Source organism: Phaeobacter sp. CAU 1743, from assembly GCF_039839315.1.
GTDB classification, from domain to species: Bacteria; Pseudomonadota; Alphaproteobacteria; order Rhodobacterales; family Rhodobacteraceae; genus Phycobacter; species Phycobacter gallaeciensis_A.
Map to the genome: position 1 here is coordinate 44,050 of NZ_JBDOQR010000004.1, position 19,165 is coordinate 63,214.

The window sequence follows — 19,165 nt, forward strand, 5'->3', positions numbered from 1 at the left end:
CTTACCTTGCCGTTCAAAGGCGACTAGCCGTTGACCCCCGGCGGGGGCTTGCATAGGAAGAACCCCGCATTTGCTGCCCTATTGAGATGTCCCAGAGAGGGATCTGATATGACCCAGACCACCAGCGGCGCCGCCGCCACCACTGCCTCCACCGACGCGCCGCGCTCGTTTCAGGAAATCATCCTGCGGCTGCAGGCCTACTGGGCATCCAAGGGCTGTGCCATCATGCAGCCCTATGACATGGAGGTCGGCGCCGGCACCTTCCATCCGGCCACGACGCTGCGCTCGCTAGGCTCGGCGCCCTGGGCTGCGGCCTATGTGCAGCCTTCACGTCGTCCCACCGATGGCCGCTATGGTGAGAACCCCAACCGTCTGCAGCATTACTACCAGTATCAGGTGCTGATCAAACCCAGCCCGCCGAACCTGCAGGAGCTTTATCTCGGCAGCCTCGAGGCGATCGGCATCGACATGGAGTTGCACGACATCCGGTTCGTCGAGGACGACTGGGAAAGCCCGACCCTGGGTGCCTGGGGGCTGGGCTGGGAAGTTTGGTGCGATGGCATGGAAGTCAGCCAGTTCACCTATTTCCAGCAGGTCGGCGGTCATGACTGCGCGCCGGTGTCGGGTGAGCTGACATACGGTCTGGAGCGTCTGGCGATGTATGTTCTGGGTATCGACCACGTGATGGACATGCCTTTCAATGATCCGAATGCGCCGATCCCGCTGACCTATGGCGATGTGTTCAAGCAGACCGAAGAGGAATACGCCCGCTGGAACTTCGACGTGGCCAACACCGAGGTTCTGCTGCGCCATTTCGAAGAGGCCGAGGCGGAGTGCAACACGATCCTGTCGCAGGCGCATGACGACCCAAAGACCGGCAAGCGCATCATCATGGCGCATCCGGCCTATGATCAATGCATCAAGGCGAGCCATATCTTTAACCTGCTGGATGCGCGCGGGGTGATTTCGGTCACCGAACGTCAGGCCTATATCGGCCGGGTTCGGGCGCTGGCCAAGCAATGCGCCGATGCCTTTGTGCAGACAGCCGCTGGCGGACAGGCCGCCTGAAGGGGACAGACGCCATGCTGGGCAAGGTTCTTGCGATCATTCTTGGATTGTCCGCGCTCGTCGCGGGCGGCGCCATGTACTATCTTCAGGTCTATGGCTTCTACGAAGAGGTGGCGCCGCAACCGGGCCGCGACGTGGTGCTGTTGCCACTTGATGGCAGCGAGCCGCGCCCGATCGCCTATGATGATTTCCAGGCCATTGACGCGGACAGCTCTCCGATCCGCTACCGGGCCTGCTTCACGACCGATTTGACGCGGCAGGATCTGGCAGCGGAATTCACTCCCTCCAAGCAGACCGTGCCGCGCAATGCGCCGGGCTGGTTCGACTGTTTCGACGCCGAAGCGCTGGGCACGGCGCTTGAGGAAGGTACTGCCACCGCTTTCGTTTCAGTGAAGAACATTTCCTATGGTGTCGATCGCATCGTGGCGATCACCGATCAGGGACAGGGCTTTGCCTGGCACGATATGAACGATTGCGGCAAACAGACCTATGATGGCACCTCTGTGGTGGAGGGCGCCTGCCCCGAGCGGGACGAGTAAACCATCTGTCAGCCCATCCGGGGCTGCTGCACTGACTGAAGATTTTTCGCGCCACCGGCGCATCTACCCCCGAGGACCTGGAATGCCCGATCTGCTGATTGAACTGTTTTCCGAAGAAATCCCGGCCCGTATGCAGGCGCGTGCGGCGGCGGATCTGAAAAAACGGATGACCGACGGTCTGGTCGAGGCCGGTCTGACCTATGCCGCCGCCCATGCCCTGTCGACACCGCGCCGTCTGACCCTTGCTGTCGATGGTCTGCTGGCCGAAAGCCCCACCCTGCGCGAAGAGCGCAAGGGCCCCAAGGTCGGCGCGCCGGACAAGGCAGTCGAAGGCTTCCTGCGCGGCGCCGGAATTTCCCGTGATCAGCTGGAAGAGCGCGAGACGCCAAAGGGCGCCGTCTATTTCGCCACTATCGAAAAACCCGGTCGCCCGGCGGCAGAGATCATCGCCGAGGTGCTGGAGACGACGATCCGCAACTTCCCTTGGCCGAAATCCATGCGCTGGGGCGCTGGTTCCTTGCGCTGGGTGCGTCCGCTGCAATCGATCCTCTGCATCCTGTCGGATGAGGGCGGCGCCGAGGTGGTGCCGTTTGAAATCGAAGGCCTGAAGGCGAGCGACAGCACCCGGGGCCACCGCTTCATGGCGCCGGACAGCTTTACCGTCACCGGTTTTGAGGACTATTCCGCCAAGCTCAAGCGCGCTTACGTAATCTTGCACCCGGCAGAACGCGAGGCCGCGATCTGGCATGATGCTACCAACCAAGCCTTCGCTGGTGGTCTTGAGGTGGTCGAGGACAAGGGGCTGTTGACCGAAGTCGCGGGCCTTGTGGAATGGCCAGTGGTCCTGATGGGCAAGATCGACGACGATTTTCTGGAGCTGCCGCCCGAGGTGCTGCAGACCTCGATGAAGGAGCACCAGAAGTTCTTCTCGGTCCGCAATCCAAAGACGGGCCGGATCGAAGGCTTTGTTACCGTAGCCAACCGCGAAACCGCCGATCACGGCGCCACCATTCTGGCGGGCAATCAGAAGGTTCTGTCGGCGCGTCTGGCCGATGCGAAATTCTTCTGGGAGAACGATCTGCGCGTGGCCAAAGAGGGTATGTCCTCCTGGACCGAGGCGCTGTCGAACGTGACCTTCCACAACAAGCTGCGCACCCAGGCCGAGCGGATCGAGCGGATTGCCGCGCTTGCCCGCGAGCTGGCACCGGTGCTGGGCGCCGATGCGGATCTGGCCGAACAGGCGGCCCGCGTGGCCAAGGCGGATCTGTCGTCGGAAATGGTCTATGAATTCCCTGAGCTTCAGGGCCTGATGGGCCGCTATTACGCCGAGGCCGCGGGTCTGCCGCAAGAAGTGGCCAATGCCTGCGAACAGCACTATTCTCCGCTTGGCCCGTCGGATGATGTGCCGAGTGAGAAGGTCTCGGTCACGGTGGCGCTGGCGGACAAGCTGGACACGCTGACCGGTTTCTGGGCCATCGATGAAAAACCCACCGGGTCGAAAGACCCCTTTGCTCTGCGCCGCGCGGCCTTGGGCGTCATCCGGCTGGTACTGGAAAATGACATCCGCACGCCGCTGGACCAACATATCGACACCCATCTGCTGCGCCACGAGCTGGAACAGAATGGCGATGACGCTGTATCGGCCGGGCTGATGCGCGACATGATCAAGGAAATCGCCGAACATGGCGTCTTCGGCTCCGCGGTGCGCACGGTTCTGGATGCCTTTGATGGCGATCTGCCCAAGCATATGGAAGAGCTGAAGGACAGCCTTCCGGATGTGTCGCGCGATCTGCTGACGTTCTTCCATGACCGGCTGAAGGTGTTCCTGCGCGATCAGGGTATCCGCCACGATGTGATCGATGCCTGTATTGCCATGGACGGCAACGACGATCTGACACTGCTGGTGAAACGCGCCCGGGCGCTGGAAGCCTTCCTCAAGACCGAGGATGGCGAGAACCTGCTGCAGGGATTCAAACGCGCCAATAACATCCTGTCCCAGGCCGAAGAAAAGGACGGGGTCGAATACTCCTTTGGCGCCGACAAGAAATTCGCCGAGGACGACAGCGAGATTGCCTTGTTTGATGCGCTTGAACTGGGCGAGGGGGCGATCTCCTCGGCCATCGAGGCCGAAGATTTCGCGGCCGCCATGGGCGGCATGGCGGCGCTGCGGGCACCGATCGACGCCTTCTTCGAGGCGGTGCAGGTCAATTCGGACAAGGAAATCGTGCGCCGTAACCGGCTGAACCTGCTGCACCAGATCCGCGCGGTCTGTGGCCAGGTGGCTGACCTGACCCGTCTGGAAGGCTGAACGGCATCCCGAGCATCAAGCCCGGATGAAACTATAGTAAACGCCGCGCTGATTGCGCGGCGTTTTTCGTAGGACGCGGCAGGGTCTTCGCAGGGCACCCGGCTCGGCGTGGATAACGTCAGGAAAATATGGCGCTGCATGGGCTTCTCCTCTGTTCTCCTCTTGCAGGAGCGCAAAGGCGGCTTATGCTGCTAGGAAACTGTGAGTGCCGCAGTGCAGAAAGTTCAGGATAGACAATGCCCGATGCGCCCCTGGCCACGCTGATCACCCAGACAGCCCCAATTGCGACCTCCAGCCATGGCGGGCGCGCCAAATGTCTGCAGCGCTTGGTCCGGCTGGATCTGCCGGTGCCGCGCACCGTTGCCCTGTCTTTTGATGCGGTGCACGAAATCGCCGCGGGAGATATGCCGGATATCAGCGCCATCCTGTCGGAGTTTCCAACCGATGCGCTGCTCTGCGTACGGCCCTCATCCGAAGATCCGGATTGGGGCGGGCCGGGGGCGATCCTCAACATCGGTATGAACGAGGACCGCTGCAAAGGGCTGTGCAATCGGCTTGGAGAAGAGGCCGCAGCGGGTCTGTATTTGCGGTTCGTGCAATCCTATGCGGTGCATGTGGCGCGGCTGGACCCGGACGCCTTTGACGATGTCGAGGATGGCGGCCCGGATGCGCTGCGCGAAACTCTGATGGCCTATGAGGCGGAGACGGATGAGCCCTTCCCGCAGGATCCGGCTGAGCAACTGGCGGCCGTTTTGCGCTCGATGGCGCGTGCCTGGGAAGGCACCTCGGCACGCCTGTTGCGCCAGGCCAAGGGCGCTCCGGCGGATGCCGGACTGGGTCTTGTGGTGCAGGAGATGATTCCGGGGCTGGGGCAGGGGGAATGCGGCTCTGGCGTGTTGCAGCTGGTCGACAGCCGCACCGGTAAGCCGCAGCTCACCGGCCGTTACCTGAGCCAGTCGCAGGGCCGCGAGGCGCTGGGCGCCGGGGCGCGCGCGCTGTTTCTGGAAAAGGACGCCCGGGGTCCCTCGCTTGAGGAACTGGCGCCCACGGCCTTTGCCGATCTGAAATCCTATGCCGGATTGATGCGGCGTCGGCTGCGCGAAGAAATGCAGGTGGAATTCGTCATTCAGGACGACGACGTGCATATTCTGGACGGGGTGCGGGTGGCACGCTCAGCGCAGGCGGCAGTACGGATCGCCGTAGCGCTGGCGCAGGATGGTATTATTCCCCCGCACGAGGCGGTGATGCGGGTCGACGCCCATGCCCTGAACGAGCTTTTGCACCGGCAGGTGCTGCCAACGGCCGAACGGGATGTGATTGGTGCCGGGATCGCGGCCAGCCCAGGCGCTGCGACAGGCAGGCTCGTGTTCACGGCGGCCGAAGCACAGGCCAGCGCCGCCCGCGGTGAGCCATGTATTCTGGTGCGGCGGGAAACCTCGCCAGAAGATGTTCGCGGCATGCATGCGGCCGTCGCAGTGCTGACCGAGCGGGGCGGCATGACCAGCCACGCAGCGGTGATCGGCCGGGGGCTGGGGGTGCCGTGTATCGTTGGCGCCTCGAACATGAAGTTCCTGACCAAGCAAAAACAGCTGGTGGCCACGGACGGCCGGGTCTTCAAGGCCGGTGACACCGTCACCATCGATGGTAGCAACGGTCAGGTTTTGGCCGGTGAGCCGGAAATGCTGGAAGCGGCGCAGGACGATGCCTTCCAGACCCTTCTGACCTGGGCGGACGAGGCGCGCGACATGGGAATTCGTGCAAATGCGGACACGCCTGCCGACGCCCAGACAGCGCGCAACTTCAAGGCCGAAGGCATCGGGCTGTGCCGGACCGAGCATATGTTCTTTGATCCCGGTCGGCTGACCGTGATGCGCGAGATGATCTTTGCCGAAACTTCGTCCGGACGGGCGGCGGTTCTGGCCCGACTGCTGCCGATGCAGCGGGACGATTTCCGCGAGCTGTTCCGGATTATGGAGGGCCTGCCGGTCTGTATCCGGCTGTTCGATCCGCCCTTGCACGAATTCCTGCCCACATCGCTGTCCGGTCAGCGTGAGCTGTCCGAGGCGCTGGGCATTCCCGTCAGCGATGTCACCCGGCGGGTGGAGGAACTGCACGAGTACAATCCGATGCTGGGTCTGCGCGGTGTACGGCTGGGGGTCACGGTGCCGGAAATCTACGATATGCAGGCCCGCGCCATTTTTGAGGCCACGCTTGAGGCTTCCAAGGACGGGGCTCCCGTGGTGCCGGAAATCATGATTCCGCTGGTCTCGGCCAAACGCGAGGTGGAACTGGTCAAGGCGCGCATCGATGCGGTGGCCTCGGCCGTCAGCGCCGAGCGCGGCCAGAAGTTCGACTACCGTCTGGGCGTCATGGTCGAAACGCCGCGCGCTGCCTTGCGCGCCGAAGAGATCGCGCCGCATACGGCGTTTCTCAGCTTCGGAACCAACGACCTGACGCAGATGGCCTATGGTCTGTCGCGCGATGATGCGGGCCGTTTCATGTCGAACTACGTGCAGCAGGGCGTCTTCCCAGAGGATCCGTTCCACGTTCTGGACGTGGACGGGGTCGGAGAATTGCTGAAACTTGGCGCGCAGCGGGGGCGCACGGGGCGCGCAGATATCACTCTGTCGATCTGCGGTGAACACGGCGGCAACCCCGAATCGATTGCCTTTTGCCGTGAGGCGGGCTTTGATTACGTGTCTTGCTCTCCGTTCCGCGTTCCGGTGGTGCGTCTGGCTGCGGCGCAGCTGGCGATTGGAGAGAAGATCGGCAAGGCCGCCCCAACCTACGTAAAGACTTAATAAAATTCGATTTCAGACAGCTTTGGCTGGGTCCATCTGGGCGGTTCCCTACTGGGCGCACAGGGACCTGACCATTCGTATAGGTGGACGATCTGCGGATATTCGTTTAGAGCCTGCCACCGCGCAACCTGGGGAGGCCGTGCGCGAGCTGACAAACGAGGATCTGTAGATGAAACTCCTGACGCTGGCTGCCACTCTGGCGGCCCTGACGGTCACGTCACCCATGGCCCATGCCGAGACTGGCCTGAAGTCTCTGTTCGAACGCGAACAGTCCACCCTGAACGCCGTGCCCACACGCCGCCTGAACGGATTTTTCGGGTTCAAGCGTACCCCATCCAAGCCGGATGTAAAGGACCTACGGTTCACCCGTGCATGGCTCGACGAACAACCCAAGGCGACTGGCGGCGAAAACTTTGCTTGCCTCGCAGAGGCGCTCTATTTCGAGGCGCGCGGTGAAACCGTCAAAGGCCAGTTTGCTGTCGCCGAGGTGATCCGCAACCGGGTCGAAAGCAGCCAATTCCCCGGCAGCTTCTGCGGCGTGATCAATCAGGGAACCGGCCGCCGCTACCAGTGCCAGTTCACCTATACCTGCGATGGCCACAAAGAGGTCATTCGCGAAAAACGGGCCTTTGAACGCGTGGCCAAGGTGGCCCGTCTGGTGCTTGACGGTGTTGATACCGGCCTGACCAAGGGCGCCACCTATTACCACACCACCGCAGTGCGCCCGCGCTGGAGCAGCCATTTCACCAAAACCGCACGGATTGGCGTACACCAGTTCTACCGTGACGACCGGTTCCGCACCGCTTCCAGCGAGTGATAGGGCCGCAAGGGTGATTGCACCGGCCGGATCGCCGTAAAGGCGGTTTCGGTCGCTGGTACGGCGCATGCGGGCCTGCTATGGACGGGGAGACAGATGTACGGTGGACACCGTACGTTTTGATACCGCCAGACAAAGGCCCGCAGCCATGCCCTCAGAAATCCGTCTCGCATTTGAACACCCTTCGGAACGGTCGATTGCGACCGCCAGCGGTGGTCCTCTGGACCGGATCTCGCTGCGGGATCACCTGGTCGAAGTGGAAATCGGCGCCTTTCAGGCCGAGCGCGGCACCACCCAGAGAATCTGTTTCAATGTGGTGGTCGAAGTGGCGCCGCTGCCTGCGGATCTGGATGATGATGTCGACCGCATCCTGTCCTATGACAAGGTGACCGAGGCAATCGCCTATGAGCTGGCCGCCGAGCGGCTGAACCTCCTTGAAACTCTGGCCGAACGCGTGGCCGAACGGGTCCTGCTGGAACCGCAGGCGATCCGCTGTTTCGTGCGGGTGGAGAAACTGGACCGTGGACCGGGGGCGCTGGGGGTGGAAATCGTCCGCTCCAAGGATCAGGTCACGCACACGGTGGACGAAGGCGAAGTCCCGCATCCGCGCCTGATGTACCTGTCCAATGAGGCCATCGACAGCGACAATCTGACCGGCTGGATCGATCAGATGGAGTGCCGCCAACGGCCGCTGATCCTCTGCGTCGGCGCGCATCCTCTTGCGGTGCCGCAGACCGGCCACAAGATGACCCAGCGCCGGATCGACCTTTTGGCGATCGAGCAGAACGCCTGGCGCCTGGCGGCCAAGGATCACCGCTGCGTTGTGGTGGCGACCCGGACTGAATTGGACTGGGCGATGAAAAACGGCCAAATCTGCGTCTGGGCCCCGTCCAAAATCGTTCTGGATGCCGTCGATGGTCCTTCCGCGGCCCCCGCCGAAGCGGTTGCGCTTGCCTCCTGGTTTGCGGCAACATTCGAAGCAGGAGAGATGATCGTGATCGGTGCGGACCTGCCGACTGATCCGCAGGTGCCCTTGCGCGCCGTCGATATGGAGCAAACCACACTGTGATGTATTACCGCCCGCTGGTGCAGCACGGAGACCTCCGCCCCGAAGGGGCGGTGCCCCTGGCGGGCGGATCTTCGCTGTGGTTTTCCGAGGCAGAGGTGCTGAGCCGCGATGCGCCGCCGCGCCTTATTCCAGCAGGGCTTATCCCGGAAGACATCTGTCACCGGCTAAGTGGCCGCCGCGCTGCGATTGCCGGTCTTGATATGACCCAGCCGCAGGTCATGGGGATTCTGAACGTCACCCCGGACAGTTTTTCAGACGGCGGCCGCCACTGCGGGGTAGAGGCAGGCTGCGCTGCCGCCCTGCGGATGGTCGAGGAAGGCGCTTCGATCATCGATGTAGGCGGCGAATCGACCCGCCCCGGCGCGGATTTCATCCCCGAGGACGAGGAAATCGCCCGCACCGCGCCGGTGATTGCCGCCATTCGCGAGGTGTCGCAGGTGGCCATATCCATCGACACCCGCAAGGCCGAGGTCGCCGCGGAAACGCTGGAGGCCGGGGCCGGGCTGATCAACGATGTGTCGGGATTTACCTTTGATGCCGCATTGGCGCCGCTGGCGGCGCAGGCCGGGGTGCCGGTCTGCGTGATGCATGCGCAGGGCGATCCCGCAACCATGCAGGAAAACCCGGTTTATGAAAACGTGCTGCTGGACGTCTATGACTTTCTGGCGGCGCAGGTGGACCGGCTGGAGGCGACTGGGGTTCTGCGGGACCGGATCGTCATCGATCCCGGCATCGGCTTTGGCAAGACGCAGGAGCATAACCTGACCCTGCTGCGTAATCTCAGCCTGTTTCACGGTCTTGGCTGTCCCATCCTTCTGGGCGTGTCGCGCAAGGGCTTCATCGGCAAGATCGGTCAGGCGCCTGCACCAGATGCCCGCGCGCCGGGATCAATCGCCGTCGGGCTGGCTGGTCTGGCGCAGGGCGTTCAGATCCTGCGCGTGCATGACGTGGCAGAGACCGCGCAGGCCGTGCGCCTGTGGCAGGCTGTGCGCTGAAACAGGCTTAGGCGCGCGAAAACAGGCGGCGCAGGGCGCCCCATTGGCTGATGCAGAGGCCGCTCAGGATCAGGGCCATCGCCAAAAGCATCGAGGCGGGCAGGGCTTCGCCCAGAAAGACCGCACCAATGACCACGGCCCAGACAGGCACCTGATAATTCGTCAGGGTCATGAAGGTGGGCCCGGCCTCGCGCACCACAATCACCCGCAGGAAATTGGCGGCAGCGGTTGGGATCAGCCCCAGGAAGGCGATAATCGCAAGAGTGTGCGTATCCTGCATGACCGGAGGGCCTTCTATGGCCCAGGCTGTGGGCAGGATGATGACGCTGCCGATGACCAGCAGGATCGCGGCAAGACCCACCGGATCGACGGGCGGCAGCCGACGGGTCAGGATCGAGCTGACCGCATAGCATCCTGCGGCAGAGAGGCAGGCGATACGGCCCAGAAGTTCCAGCTCTGAATTGCTGCTTTCAAAGGCCTTGCCGCCGATCAGCAGGGCAACACCGACAAAACCGATCACAAAGCCGATCACACGCCGCAGGATCATGCGCTCGCCGGGTACAAAAAAATGAGCCAAGGGGAGCACAAAGAGCGGGATTGCTGCCATGCTAAGCCCCGTGAAGCCGGCCGAGACATGCTGCTGTCCCCAATTGATCAGCATGAAGGGAAGGGCTGTGCTGGCAAAGCCGATAATCAGAAGAGGCGTCCAACTGGTCTGCGCCTTGAATAAACCACCGCCTCGCAAGCCCCAGATTGCACAGAGTAAAACGGCGGCAAAGCCAATGCGTCCAGCTGCCAGCCAGAAGGGCGTAATCCCTTCCAGAGCCACTTTGATCAGGGGAAAAGTACCGCCCCAGACCAGCCCGAGGGTGGCGATCATGGCCCAGTATTTTCCCATCCGCTCTGGCACCTTTTCGCTGTCCCTAATTTGCCTGCAAGTGACTGCCCCAAGGTGGGACAGTCAACCCGACTGACACCACTCTTGCGTCAGCCGCGCGACAAGACCCGAGCGCTGCGCCGAGGTCAACCAATTACTCTTTGGTTCAGGAGGGCGTCCAGGATTGCGAAGGGCTTGTCGGTCGTCTCAGGACGGGACGGTGGCACGGCGGCGGGGCGTGCGGCTCAGCAGCAGCCCGCTAAGGATGAGCACCAAAGCTGCAAAGAGCTGTGGGGGCAGGGTCTCGTTCAGCAGGGTGGCGCCGAACAGCACCGACCAGACTGGCACCTGATAATTCACCGTCGACAAGAATGAAGGCCCGGCGCTGCGGGCGATTTGCACCAGCAAAACCTGCGCCAGCGCGGTGGGCAGCAGCCCAAGGTACAGAACCGCTGCCAGCGGCGTTGTCTCCGGCAACTGCGGGACGCCCTCGGCCCAGAGCGCGGCGGGCACAATCATCATGGCAGCACAGCTGAGCGCCGCCGCCGAGAGCGACAGCATGTTCACAGAGGGGCAGAGCCGGGTGATGATGGAGCCGACCGCATAACAGAGCGCAGCGCCAAGGCAGGCAAGGCGCGCAAGCGATTCAAAATCCGTACCCGCGCTGCTGAAGGCCTCAAGCCCGATCAGCACAACCACGCCTGCAAAGCCGGTCAGGAACCCGATACTGCGCCGCAGGGTCATATGCTCGCCCGGCACCAGAAAATGCGAGAGCGGCAGTACGAAGAGCGGCACCACTGCCATGCAGACCCCGGCAAAACCGCTAGCCACATGGGTCTGCCCCCAGCTGAGCAGGGTAAAAGGCAGCGCGTTGCTGAAGAAGCCCATGCCAAAGGCGCAGGCCCAGATCAACCGCCCGGCGCGGTTGGTTATTGGCGGCAGTGAGATCCCCATGGCGCGGATGATGGCCAGCAGGCACAGGGCGCCAACCGTGATCCGCGCGGCTGCGATCGTGACCGGCCCAAGACCATCCAAAGCGACCGAAACCGCCATGAAGGAGGCGCCCCAGATCATGCCGAGAAACAGAAGCTTGATCCAGTTGAGGGTGCCGGGGCCGTCGTGCATGGGAATACTCCGAAAACAAAAGAGGCGCTCCGGTTGCCCGAAGCGCCCTGCAGAGGAATAAGGTGGCGGGACAGGCCCGCCAAGCCGAAAAGGCGCCTTAGTTCTTTTCTTTGTCGACCATCTTGCCGGCCGAGATCCAGGGCATCATGTCGCGCAGTTTCTCACCGACCTGCTCGATCTGGTGTTCGTCGTTCAGACGGCGGGTGCCTTTGAAGAACGGCTGGCCAACGGCGTTTTCCTGCATGAAGTCACGCACGAATTTGCCGGTCTGGATGTCGGTCAGAACCGCTTTCATCCGGGCTTTGGTTTCGTCGTAGGGCAGGATGCGCGGACCCGAGACATACTCGCCGTATTCGGCCGTGTTCGAGATCGAGTAGTTCATGTTCGCGATGCCGCCTTCGTAGATCAGGTCGACGATCAGCTTCACTTCGTGCAGGCACTCGAAATAGGCCATTTCCGGCGCGTAACCGGCTTCGACCAGGGTTTCAAAGCCCATGCGGATCAGTTCAACGAGACCACCGCAGAGAACGGCCTGCTCACCAAAGAGGTCGGTTTCGCATTCTTCGCGGAAGTTGGTTTCGATGATGCCCGAGCGGCCGCCACCGATGGCGGAGCAGTAGGACAGGCCGATTTCCAGCGCCTTGCCGGTGGCGTCATTGTCCACGGCCACCAGGCAGGGCACGCCGCCGCCTTTGGTGTATTCACCGCGCACGGTGTGGCCGGGGCCTTTGGGCGCCATCATGATGACGTCGACGCCTTCTTTCGGCTCGATCAGGCCGAAATGCACGTTCAGGCCGTGGGCGAATGCGATGGCTGCGCCGGGCTTGATGTTGTCGTGGACGTATTTCTTGTAGGTCTCTGCCTGAAGTTCATCGGGCATGGTGAACATGATCACGTCACACCAGGCTGCCGCTTCGGCGATGCCCATGACCTGCAGGCCTTCGGCTTCGGCTTTTTTGGCCGAGGCAGAGCCTTCGCGCAGGGCGACGACAAGGTTCTTTGCGCCGCTGTCGCGCAGGTTCAGGGCGTGGGCGTGGCCTTGCGAACCGTAGCCCAGGATGGCCACTTTCTTGTCCTTGATCAGGTTCACATCGCAATCGCGGTCATAGTAAACGCGCATGTCAAAATCCTCCGGTTGACGTTTGAGGGTGATCATAGACAGTGAGGGGGCGATTGCGATGGACCTGCGCGCATAAATCGCGCTCATTTTGCAATAGTCATTCGTGGAATTGATCTATACTGACTAAATCATGCTTGATGATCTGGATCGGCGCATTCTGCGCCACATGCAAAGCGAACCGGAGCAATCGATTCCGGATCTTGCTGAACGGCTGGGCCTCACGCCGTCGCGCCTGTCGCGGCGGCTGGAAAAGCTGCGCGAGACAGGCGTCATTATGGGCCAGCACGCGGTGATCGACTGGCGCGCGCTGGGTTATGCGGTAGAGGTCTCCTTGCGGGTGACACTGGACAAGACCAACCCGCGCGCCTTTGACGAATTCCTGGAGGCCGCGCGGCTGATCCCCGAGGTGCTGGAGATCCAGACCTTTCTGGGGCAGGTCGATGTGCGCCTTTCGGTGATTGCCCGCGACATGCCGCATTATCAGGAGATCTACCGGGCCCAGATCCTGACCCTGCCGCATATCACCGATATCGAGGCGTTGATGCATGTGGCCCGGATCAAATCGAACGAAAGCCTGCCACTATGAGCCGCAGCGATCTCGACGATATCGATTTTGCCATCTTGCGGGCGCTGTCGCGGGATGCCACGCGCACTGCCGGGGCGCTGGGGCGGGAACTTGGCCTCAGCCAGCCCGCCACATGGCGCCGCATCCGCCGCCTGCAGCAGGCGGGGATCCTTTTGGGCCGTCGTCTGGATCTGGACCGCAAGAAGCTAGGCTTTGGCGTGACAGTGTTTCTGGGCATCAAGCTGGCGACCAAGGGGCGTGTCAGCCTTGAGGACTTCGAACGCGCGGTCTCTGCGATCCCCGAAGTGGAAACGGTGGAGCATATCCTTGGCATGTATGACTACCGCCTGCGCGTCACCGCCCGGGATATCGCCGATTTCGAACGGGTGCTGCGGCGTCGGATCATGACCTTACCTGGGGTCGGCAACGTGGACGCAAACGTGCTGCTCTCCGAAGAACGCAGGCCGGGGCCGCTGGGATAGGCTGCCCTTTGTCGATGATCGGAAACCCGATTTCCATTTTCCATGCGGCGGGGCGTCGCTTTGATCTATGCTTTTTCACCTGCCCCGCACATACCAAGGCCAGCATCGCGCCCCCGTATGCCAAAGTAGACTTTGCCAAAGCAGGGCGACAGCGCTAGCGATAGACAGCAAAAGAAGGAGGATCACCGATGGCATTGCTTGATACCGTGGACCCGAAGGGGCTGGATGAATTTTCGGTGGTCTTCACCGACCGCTCGCTCAACCATATGTCGAAGGCCTTCCAGCAGGTGATGCTGGATATCAGCGACATGCTGAAAGAGGTTTACAGCGCCGAGGCTGTGGCCCTGGTGCCCGGTGGCGGTACCTTCGCGATGGAGGCTGTCGCCCGCCAGTTTGCCCGCGGCGCCAATGCTCTGGTGGTGCGCAACGGCTGGTTCTCCTACCGCTGGAGCCAGATCTTTGAAAGCGGCGGCTTCACCGCCTCAAGCACGGTGATGAAGGCGCGCCAGACCGGCAACAGCACCCCGTCGCCCTTTACCCCCGCGCCGATCGAAGAGGTGGTGCAGGCGATCCGCGAACAAAAGCCCGATATCGTCTTTGCGCCGCATGTGGAAACATCGGCCGGGGTGATCCTGCCGGATGATTATGTGACCGCCATGGCCGCTGCCGCCCATGAGGTCGGCGCGCTGATGGTTCTGGATTGCATCGCGTCGGGCTGTGCCTGGGTCAATATGAAGGCCACTGGCGTTGATGTGCTGATCTCGGCCCCGCAAAAGGGCTGGAGCGCGTCTCCCTCGGCGGGGCTCGTGATGTTCTCCGAGGCGGCGCTGAAGCGGCTGGAAGAAACCACATCGGACAGTTTCGCCATCAACCTGAAACAGTGGCGCGCCATCATGAAGGCCTATGAGGACGGCGGTCACGCCTATCATGCCACCATGCCGACCGATGCGCTGCGCGCCTTCCGCGATACCATGCTGGAAACCCGCGAGTACGGCTTTGACCGGCTGCGGGACGCGCAATGGCAGCTGGGTAACGGCGTGCGCGCCTATCTGAAGGACAAGGGCGTGGTCTCGGTTGCCGCCGAAGGGTTCGGTGCGCCGGGCGTCGTGGTCAGCTATACCAGCGATCCCGAGATTCAGAACGGTAAGAAATTTCTGGCGCTAGGCATGCAGATCGCTGCTGGCGTTCCGCTGCAATGCGACGAGCCCGATGATTTCCGCACCTTCCGTCTGGGTCTGTTCGGTCTTGATAAGCTGTATGATGTGGAAGGCACGCTGAAGCGCCTGACATCGGTTCTGGATCAGGTGCTCTGACCAGATAGCAAAACCAGCCTGCCGGGGATCATGTCGGCAGGCTGGCCACCGTCGCCCGGATGAAGTCCTCGCAAAGCGCGGGTTGGGTGATGGGCAGCATATGGCCAAAGCCCGGTTCGATCCGGCATTTGAGGCCAAAGGCCTCCATCGCGCGGCCCTGTTCTTCGGCATTCAGCACTGCGTCATCCGCTCCGAACAGCACCGCGCCGGGCGTGCGCAGCTCGCGCAGGTAACGGGCGGCCTGTTCTGCGATAGCCGGATAGAGCAGCGTGGCATCAGCCGAGGCGGCGATAAAGCTTTGTGGGCGCAGGCCCAGAATGCCCCCGGCCCGGTCAAGGAAGTCCGGAGGGCAGGTTTCAGGGGCGAAGATCTGCGTCAGAACCGCCTCGGCGGTGCGTTTGGCCGCGGGGATGGCAACCGTATGGGCCATCAGGCGCCGGACCATGGGGGAATGTACGATCAGCCCCTTGAAGGCATCCGCCCCGGCTGCCGAAGGGTGGGTCAGGGGCGCCAGCAGCGCCAGCCCCCGGATCCTGTCCGCTGCGGCCAGTGCCATTGCCAGCGATAACGCGCCGCCTAGCGAGTGCCCCACCAGAACCGGGTTCTTCACCCCTTTGGCATCCAGCAGCTCCTGGATCATCGCGGCTTGCGCGGGCAGGCGGGCAAGTGTGTCGCTGTTGCGGGTGGAGTATCCGCAACCGGGCCGGTCCAATGCAATGATATGAAAATCCTGCGCCAGACGTCCGGCCAGCGCGTAGGTGAAATGTTGCAATTGCCCCGATAGCCCGTGGATCAGCACCAGTGTCTGCGCTTTCTGCGGTCCCATTTCAACGTAATGCAGCCGACCATGGGCGGTCTGGTGGAACTGTCCGGCCGGAGGCACCAGTCGCTCTGCCTCGCGGGCCTGCTTGCGTGTGCTAAGATGCGCCGCGCCGAACAACGCTGCGGGCGCCGCGAGGGCTGCGATCGAAAGCGTACTGAAAACCGACATTGAAAACTCCGGGTGGGGTCAGCGTTCCTGTGGCGCGCCAAGCTCTGAAAGGTCCGGGGAGGGGAGGGCGTCCAGCAATTGAAACACCCGGTCCCGGCAGGCTTCTCCGCTCCAGGATACGGGGTGGAATATCGGCGGCAGGCCGGGGTGGCGCAGCACGATCCGGCGCCAGCGGTGCACGATCAGGGTGCGCAGCGTGGCAATCTGGGCCGGATCCAGATCCGTCGGCGGGGTCTTGATCCCCTGCAGGGCCGTGTTGAGCCTATCGCAGGCCTCTTGCAGGTCCTCGGGGAAGAGACGGTCTTTCAGCCAGACGGGCACCGAGATCTTTGAAAACTCGATGGCCAGCAGGTCATCAAGGTTCCCTGGTATCTTGCCATGGCCAAGGGCGGTGTGCCGGTTAACCGCCACATATTGCGGTAGCAGAAGAACGTCATCCAGCGTGGCCTGTCCTGCGCCTTCCTCACTGATCAGCAGGTGCCAGTCGGTGGGTGCCGGCGGGTGGCGCTCGTAGATGCGCGGGGTCACCGCAGCGGATTGGCTGCGGCCGAATTTCGTCAGGAAATGCACAGAAGCGCGCCCGGAACGGGAGCTTTCGACCCAGCCGTCCTTGCGCAGGCGATGCAGCGCTACGCGGATGGCTTCGGGTTTGATGCCCATGGGCGTGATAATCCGCGTCAGGGCGCTGCCGCTGATCTGGGCGCCCTCCTTCTGCGCAAGATCACCAAAAAGGGAGACGATGATCGACCAGACCCGCAGGTTCTGCGGATCGTTCAGCTGCGCGACGCTGGCTTCAAACCACTGGTTTTGTTCTGTGCTCATTCTCACAGAATAGAATGCCCGGGCCGCTTGCGCTAGCCCGGGCAAGATTTCTCTTTGATTGCCGCCTGCTATCAGAAGGCGTTCATGGTCAGCAGTTCGTATTCCGCGACCAGTTCGTCGTCCTGATTGGTCAGGGTCACGTGCCAGCGTACCTCGCCGTATTCTTCGTTGCGGGGAGTCTTCTTCTTGACGGTCAGGCGCACCTTGATGCTGTCGCCTGCCGACACCGGTTTCATGAAGCGCAGACCATCAAGGCCGGTGTTGGCCAGCACCGGGCCTTCGTCTGGCTGCACAAAGAGACCCGCGGCAAAGGACAGGAGCAGATAGCCATGCGCGACGCGGCCCGGGAAGAAGGGATTCCGCTTCGCTGCGGCGTCATCCATATGGGCATAGAAGGTATCGCCGGTGAAATGAGCGAAATGTTCAATATCCTCAAGTGTGACGGTGCGAGGGGCTGTGTGGAGGGTCTCTCCAATTGACAATTCACCATACTTCCGGGTGAAGGGATGCGCCGGGGCCGCGATTTCGGTGCCGCCGGGCACCCATTTGTCACCGATGGCGGAGAGGATATCGGGGCTGCCCTGGATGGCGGTGCGCTGCATGTAATGTTTGACGCCGCGCACGCCGCCCAGCTCCTCGCCGCCGCCGGCGCGACCCGGGCCGCCGTGAACCATATGGGGCAGCGGAGAGCCGTGGCCGGTGGATTCCTTCATCGAGTCGCGGTTGTTGAAATAGAGGCGCCCGTGGAAGGCGCCGGAGCCAAGCGCGATAGCACGCGCGACTGCCGGATCATGGGTGATGACCGAGGCAACAAGCGAGCCCTGGCCGCGATTGGCCAGCGCGATGGCGTGGTCCAGATCACGATAGCCCATCACGGTCGAGACCGGGCCGAAGGCTTCGGTGTCATGCACATGCACAGCTGTGTCAGGGTCTTCGCAGTGGAACAGCATCGGCGGCACAAAGGCGCCCTGTTCGGCGTCGGCGCCTTCGACGGCAAAATTTTCGGGGTCACCAAAGACGCGTTTGGCTTCGGTGCCGATCAGGGCGGCCTTTTCCAGAACGTCGCGTTTCTGGCTGTTTGAGACCAGCGCGCCCATGCGGGTGGTTTCCAGACGCGGATCGCCGATCACGACCTTGGACAGGCGCCCTGACAGCGCTTCGATCACCGCCTGAACCTGCGCTTCGGGGGCGATGATGCGGCGCACGGCGGTACATTTCTGACCTGCCTTGGCGGTCATCTCGCGGCTGACTTCCTTGATGAACAGGTCAAATTCCGGCGTGCCAGGCGCTGCGTCAGGCCCCAGGATCGAGGCGTTGAGGCTGTCCTGTTCGGCCACGAACCGCACTGAGTTCTCAACAATCGCCGGGGTGTTGCGCAGTTTCAGCGCGGTGTTGGCAGAGCCGGTGAAGCTGACCACGTCCTGGCAATCCAGACGGTCCAGCATGTCGCCGATACCGCCCGAGACAAGCTGCAGCGCGCCCTCGGGCAAGATGCCGCTATCGAGCATGATCTTTACTGCCAGTTCCGTGACATAGCAGGTCGCGGTCGCTGGTTTCACGATGGCAGGAACACCCGCCAGCAGGGTGGGCGCCAGTTTTTCTAGCATGCCCCAGACCGGGAAGTTGAAGGCGTTGATATGCACCGCAACCCCTTGCAGTGGGGTGCAGATATGCTGGCCGAGGAAGCTGCCTGTGCGGGAAAGCTGTTCGACATCGCCGTCCAGATAGACATGGCCATCGGGCATTTCGCGGCGCCCCTTGGAGGCAAAGACGAACATGGTGCCGATGCCGCCGTCGATATCGATCATGTGATCCGATTGCGTGGCGCCAGTGTGGAAGGACAGATCGTAGAGCGCGTCCTTGTGCTTGCCGAGCTCGGTTGCCAGCGCCTTTAGCATGCGTGCGCGGTCGTGGAAGGTCAGTTTGCGCAAGGCAGGGCCACCCACCTTGCGGGCATGATCCAGCATTGCCTGCACATCAAGGTCATCATTGCCGGCGCTGGCGATAGTGGCGCCAGTCACCGCACTGGCGATGTTGCGGGCGCCTGCGCCGGGTTTCACCCAGTCTCCGGCGGCGTAGCTGGAAATCTCAAGAAGGCTCATTGCTGTCTCCCTAGGTTGCCCGCGCCAGCATTGTTCGCCCCGGATACGGGGCAGGATCAGATGCCGCATGGCGGGCAGGATTGATTTGCGATATATATTGACCGTCCGGTCGGTTTATGCAAGAAAATTGTCCAGACGCCGCCCGAGCTGGTGATTTCGGAAAGAAAACAG

16 protein-coding genes are annotated in these 19,165 nt (G+C 62.4%); 10 read left to right on the forward strand and 6 right to left on the reverse strand.

What is annotated here, in order from left to right; genetic code table 11:
* Window positions 1-108: 108 nt before the first annotated feature.
* The 7 genes from AAFO90_RS02630 (at window position 109) to folP (ending at window position 9,597) form a co-directional block, all read left to right on the forward strand.
* The gene (locus AAFO90_RS02630) at window positions 109-1,068 is read left to right on the forward strand and encodes a glycine--tRNA ligase subunit alpha (protein WP_065272723.1); all 960 of its coding nucleotides are present in this window, start codon (window positions 109-111) and stop codon (window positions 1,066-1,068) included.
* Between the two features lie 14 nt (window positions 1,069-1,082).
* Window positions 1,083-1,607 carry a DUF6446 family protein gene (locus tag AAFO90_RS02635; protein ID WP_347508406.1) on the forward strand — a complete coding sequence of 175 codons (525 nt, stop codon included), beginning with the start codon at window positions 1,083-1,085 and terminating at the stop codon, window positions 1,605-1,607.
* Between the two features lie 82 nt (window positions 1,608-1,689).
* Window positions 1,690-3,915, forward strand: a complete 2,226-nt coding sequence (gene glyS / locus AAFO90_RS02640; protein ID WP_347508407.1) for a glycine--tRNA ligase subunit beta — start codon at window positions 1,690-1,692, stop codon at window positions 3,913-3,915.
* Between the two features lie 236 nt (window positions 3,916-4,151).
* Window positions 4,152-6,716: a putative PEP-binding protein gene (locus AAFO90_RS02645; protein WP_065272726.1), complete on the forward strand. Its 2,565-nt coding sequence runs from the start codon at window positions 4,152-4,154 to the stop codon at window positions 6,714-6,716.
* Window positions 6,717-6,939: 223 nt separating this feature from the next.
* The gene (locus AAFO90_RS02650; protein ID WP_335645309.1) at window positions 6,940-7,533 is read left to right on the forward strand and encodes a cell wall hydrolase; all 594 of its coding nucleotides are present in this window, start codon (window positions 6,940-6,942) and stop codon (window positions 7,531-7,533) included.
* A 148-nt stretch (window positions 7,534-7,681) separates the two neighbouring features.
* A complete protein-coding gene (locus AAFO90_RS02655; protein WP_274867064.1) occupies window positions 7,682-8,602 on the forward strand; it encodes a dihydroneopterin aldolase in 921 nt (306 codons plus the stop codon).
* Complete coding sequence (folP, locus tag AAFO90_RS02660; protein ID WP_347508408.1) at window positions 8,599-9,597, forward strand: dihydropteroate synthase; 999 nt, start codon at window positions 8,599-8,601, stop codon at window positions 9,595-9,597. The genes AAFO90_RS02655 and folP overlap by 4 nt, the downstream gene beginning before the upstream one ends.
* Window positions 9,598-9,604: 7 nt before the next feature.
* Here the strand turns inward: folP and AAFO90_RS02665 are convergent, their stop codons facing one another.
* From AAFO90_RS02665 to ilvC, 3 genes are all read right to left on the reverse strand, one after another.
* Entirely contained in the window at window positions 9,605-10,495 is an 891-nt protein-coding gene (locus tag AAFO90_RS02665) for a DMT family transporter (protein WP_347508409.1), read from the reverse strand.
* 186 nt (window positions 10,496-10,681) lie between these two features.
* Entirely contained in the window at window positions 10,682-11,599 is a 918-nt protein-coding gene (locus tag AAFO90_RS02670; RefSeq protein ID WP_347508410.1) for a DMT family transporter, read from the reverse strand.
* A 97-nt stretch (window positions 11,600-11,696) separates the two neighbouring features.
* Window positions 11,697-12,719, reverse strand: coding sequence for a ketol-acid reductoisomerase (gene ilvC / locus AAFO90_RS02675; protein WP_065273738.1), 1,023 nt, complete (start codon window positions 12,717-12,719; stop codon window positions 11,697-11,699).
* A gap of 130 nt (window positions 12,720-12,849) precedes the next feature.
* On the opposite strand from ilvC, the gene AAFO90_RS02680 reads away from it, so the two are divergent.
* The 3 genes from AAFO90_RS02680 (at window position 12,850) to AAFO90_RS02690 (ending at window position 15,079) form a co-directional block, all read left to right on the forward strand.
* Window positions 12,850-13,305, forward strand: coding sequence for an Lrp/AsnC family transcriptional regulator (locus tag AAFO90_RS02680; RefSeq protein WP_347508411.1), 456 nt, complete (start codon window positions 12,850-12,852; stop codon window positions 13,303-13,305).
* Window positions 13,302-13,766 carry an Lrp/AsnC family transcriptional regulator gene (locus AAFO90_RS02685; RefSeq protein WP_065272733.1) on the forward strand — a complete coding sequence of 155 codons (465 nt, stop codon included), beginning with the start codon at window positions 13,302-13,304 and terminating at the stop codon, window positions 13,764-13,766. The genes AAFO90_RS02680 and AAFO90_RS02685 overlap by 4 nt, the downstream gene beginning before the upstream one ends.
* A gap of 188 nt (window positions 13,767-13,954) precedes the next feature.
* Complete coding sequence (locus tag AAFO90_RS02690; protein WP_347508412.1) at window positions 13,955-15,079, forward strand: aminotransferase class V-fold PLP-dependent enzyme; 1,125 nt, start codon at window positions 13,955-13,957, stop codon at window positions 15,077-15,079.
* Between the two features lie 28 nt (window positions 15,080-15,107).
* Here the strand turns inward: AAFO90_RS02690 and AAFO90_RS02695 are convergent, their stop codons facing one another.
* The 3 genes from AAFO90_RS02695 to paaZ all read right to left on the reverse strand — a co-directional run bounded on the left by AAFO90_RS02695 (window position 15,108) and on the right by paaZ (window position 18,994).
* A complete protein-coding gene (locus AAFO90_RS02695; protein ID WP_347508413.1) occupies window positions 15,108-16,070 on the reverse strand; it encodes an alpha/beta hydrolase in 963 nt (320 codons plus the stop codon).
* A gap of 18 nt (window positions 16,071-16,088) precedes the next feature.
* Entirely contained in the window at window positions 16,089-16,892 is an 804-nt protein-coding gene (locus AAFO90_RS02700) for a PaaX family transcriptional regulator C-terminal domain-containing protein (RefSeq protein ID WP_274837663.1), read from the reverse strand.
* Window positions 16,893-16,963: 71 nt separating this feature from the next.
* Window positions 16,964-18,994, reverse strand: a complete 2,031-nt coding sequence (gene paaZ / locus AAFO90_RS02705) for a phenylacetic acid degradation bifunctional protein PaaZ (RefSeq protein ID WP_347508414.1) — start codon at window positions 18,992-18,994, stop codon at window positions 16,964-16,966.
* Window positions 18,995-19,165 lie beyond the last annotated feature (171 nt).

What these genes read in the sequence shown, in the direction of transcription:
- AAFO90_RS02630 (WP_065272723.1), top strand. Translation starts at nt 109, where the DNA reads ATGACCCAGACCACCAGCGGCGCCGCCGCCACCACTGCCTCCACCGAC.
- AAFO90_RS02635 (WP_347508406.1), top strand. Translation starts at nt 1,083, where the DNA reads ATGCTGGGCAAGGTTCTTGCGATCATTCTTGGATTGTCCGCGCTCGTC.
- glyS (WP_347508407.1), top strand. Translation starts at nt 1,690, where the DNA reads ATGCCCGATCTGCTGATTGAACTGTTTTCCGAAGAAATCCCGGCCCGT.
- AAFO90_RS02645 (WP_065272726.1), top strand. Translation starts at nt 4,152, where the DNA reads ATGCCCGATGCGCCCCTGGCCACGCTGATCACCCAGACAGCCCCAATT.
- AAFO90_RS02650 (WP_335645309.1), top strand. Translation starts at nt 6,940, where the DNA reads ATGGCCCATGCCGAGACTGGCCTGAAGTCTCTGTTCGAACGCGAACAG.
- AAFO90_RS02655 (WP_274867064.1), top strand. Translation starts at nt 7,682, where the DNA reads ATGCCCTCAGAAATCCGTCTCGCATTTGAACACCCTTCGGAACGGTCG.
- AAFO90_RS02665 (WP_347508409.1), bottom strand. Translation starts at nt 10,495, where the DNA reads ATGGGAAAATACTGGGCCATGATCGCCACCCTCGGGCTGGTCTGGGGC.
- AAFO90_RS02670 (WP_347508410.1), bottom strand. Translation starts at nt 11,599, where the DNA reads ATGCACGACGGCCCCGGCACCCTCAACTGGATCAAGCTTCTGTTTCTC.
- ilvC (WP_065273738.1), bottom strand. Translation starts at nt 12,719, where the DNA reads ATGCGCGTTTACTATGACCGCGATTGCGATGTGAACCTGATCAAGGAC.
- AAFO90_RS02680 (WP_347508411.1), top strand. Translation starts at nt 12,850, where the DNA reads ATGCTTGATGATCTGGATCGGCGCATTCTGCGCCACATGCAAAGCGAA.
- AAFO90_RS02685 (WP_065272733.1), top strand. Translation starts at nt 13,302, where the DNA reads ATGAGCCGCAGCGATCTCGACGATATCGATTTTGCCATCTTGCGGGCG.
- AAFO90_RS02690 (WP_347508412.1), top strand. Translation starts at nt 13,955, where the DNA reads ATGGCATTGCTTGATACCGTGGACCCGAAGGGGCTGGATGAATTTTCG.
- AAFO90_RS02695 (WP_347508413.1), bottom strand. Translation starts at nt 16,070, where the DNA reads ATGTCGGTTTTCAGTACGCTTTCGATCGCAGCCCTCGCGGCGCCCGCA.
- AAFO90_RS02700 (WP_274837663.1), bottom strand. Translation starts at nt 16,892, where the DNA reads ATGAGCACAGAACAAAACCAGTGGTTTGAAGCCAGCGTCGCGCAGCTG.
- paaZ (WP_347508414.1), bottom strand. Translation starts at nt 18,994, where the DNA reads ATGAGCCTTCTTGAGATTTCCAGCTACGCCGCCGGAGACTGGGTGAAA.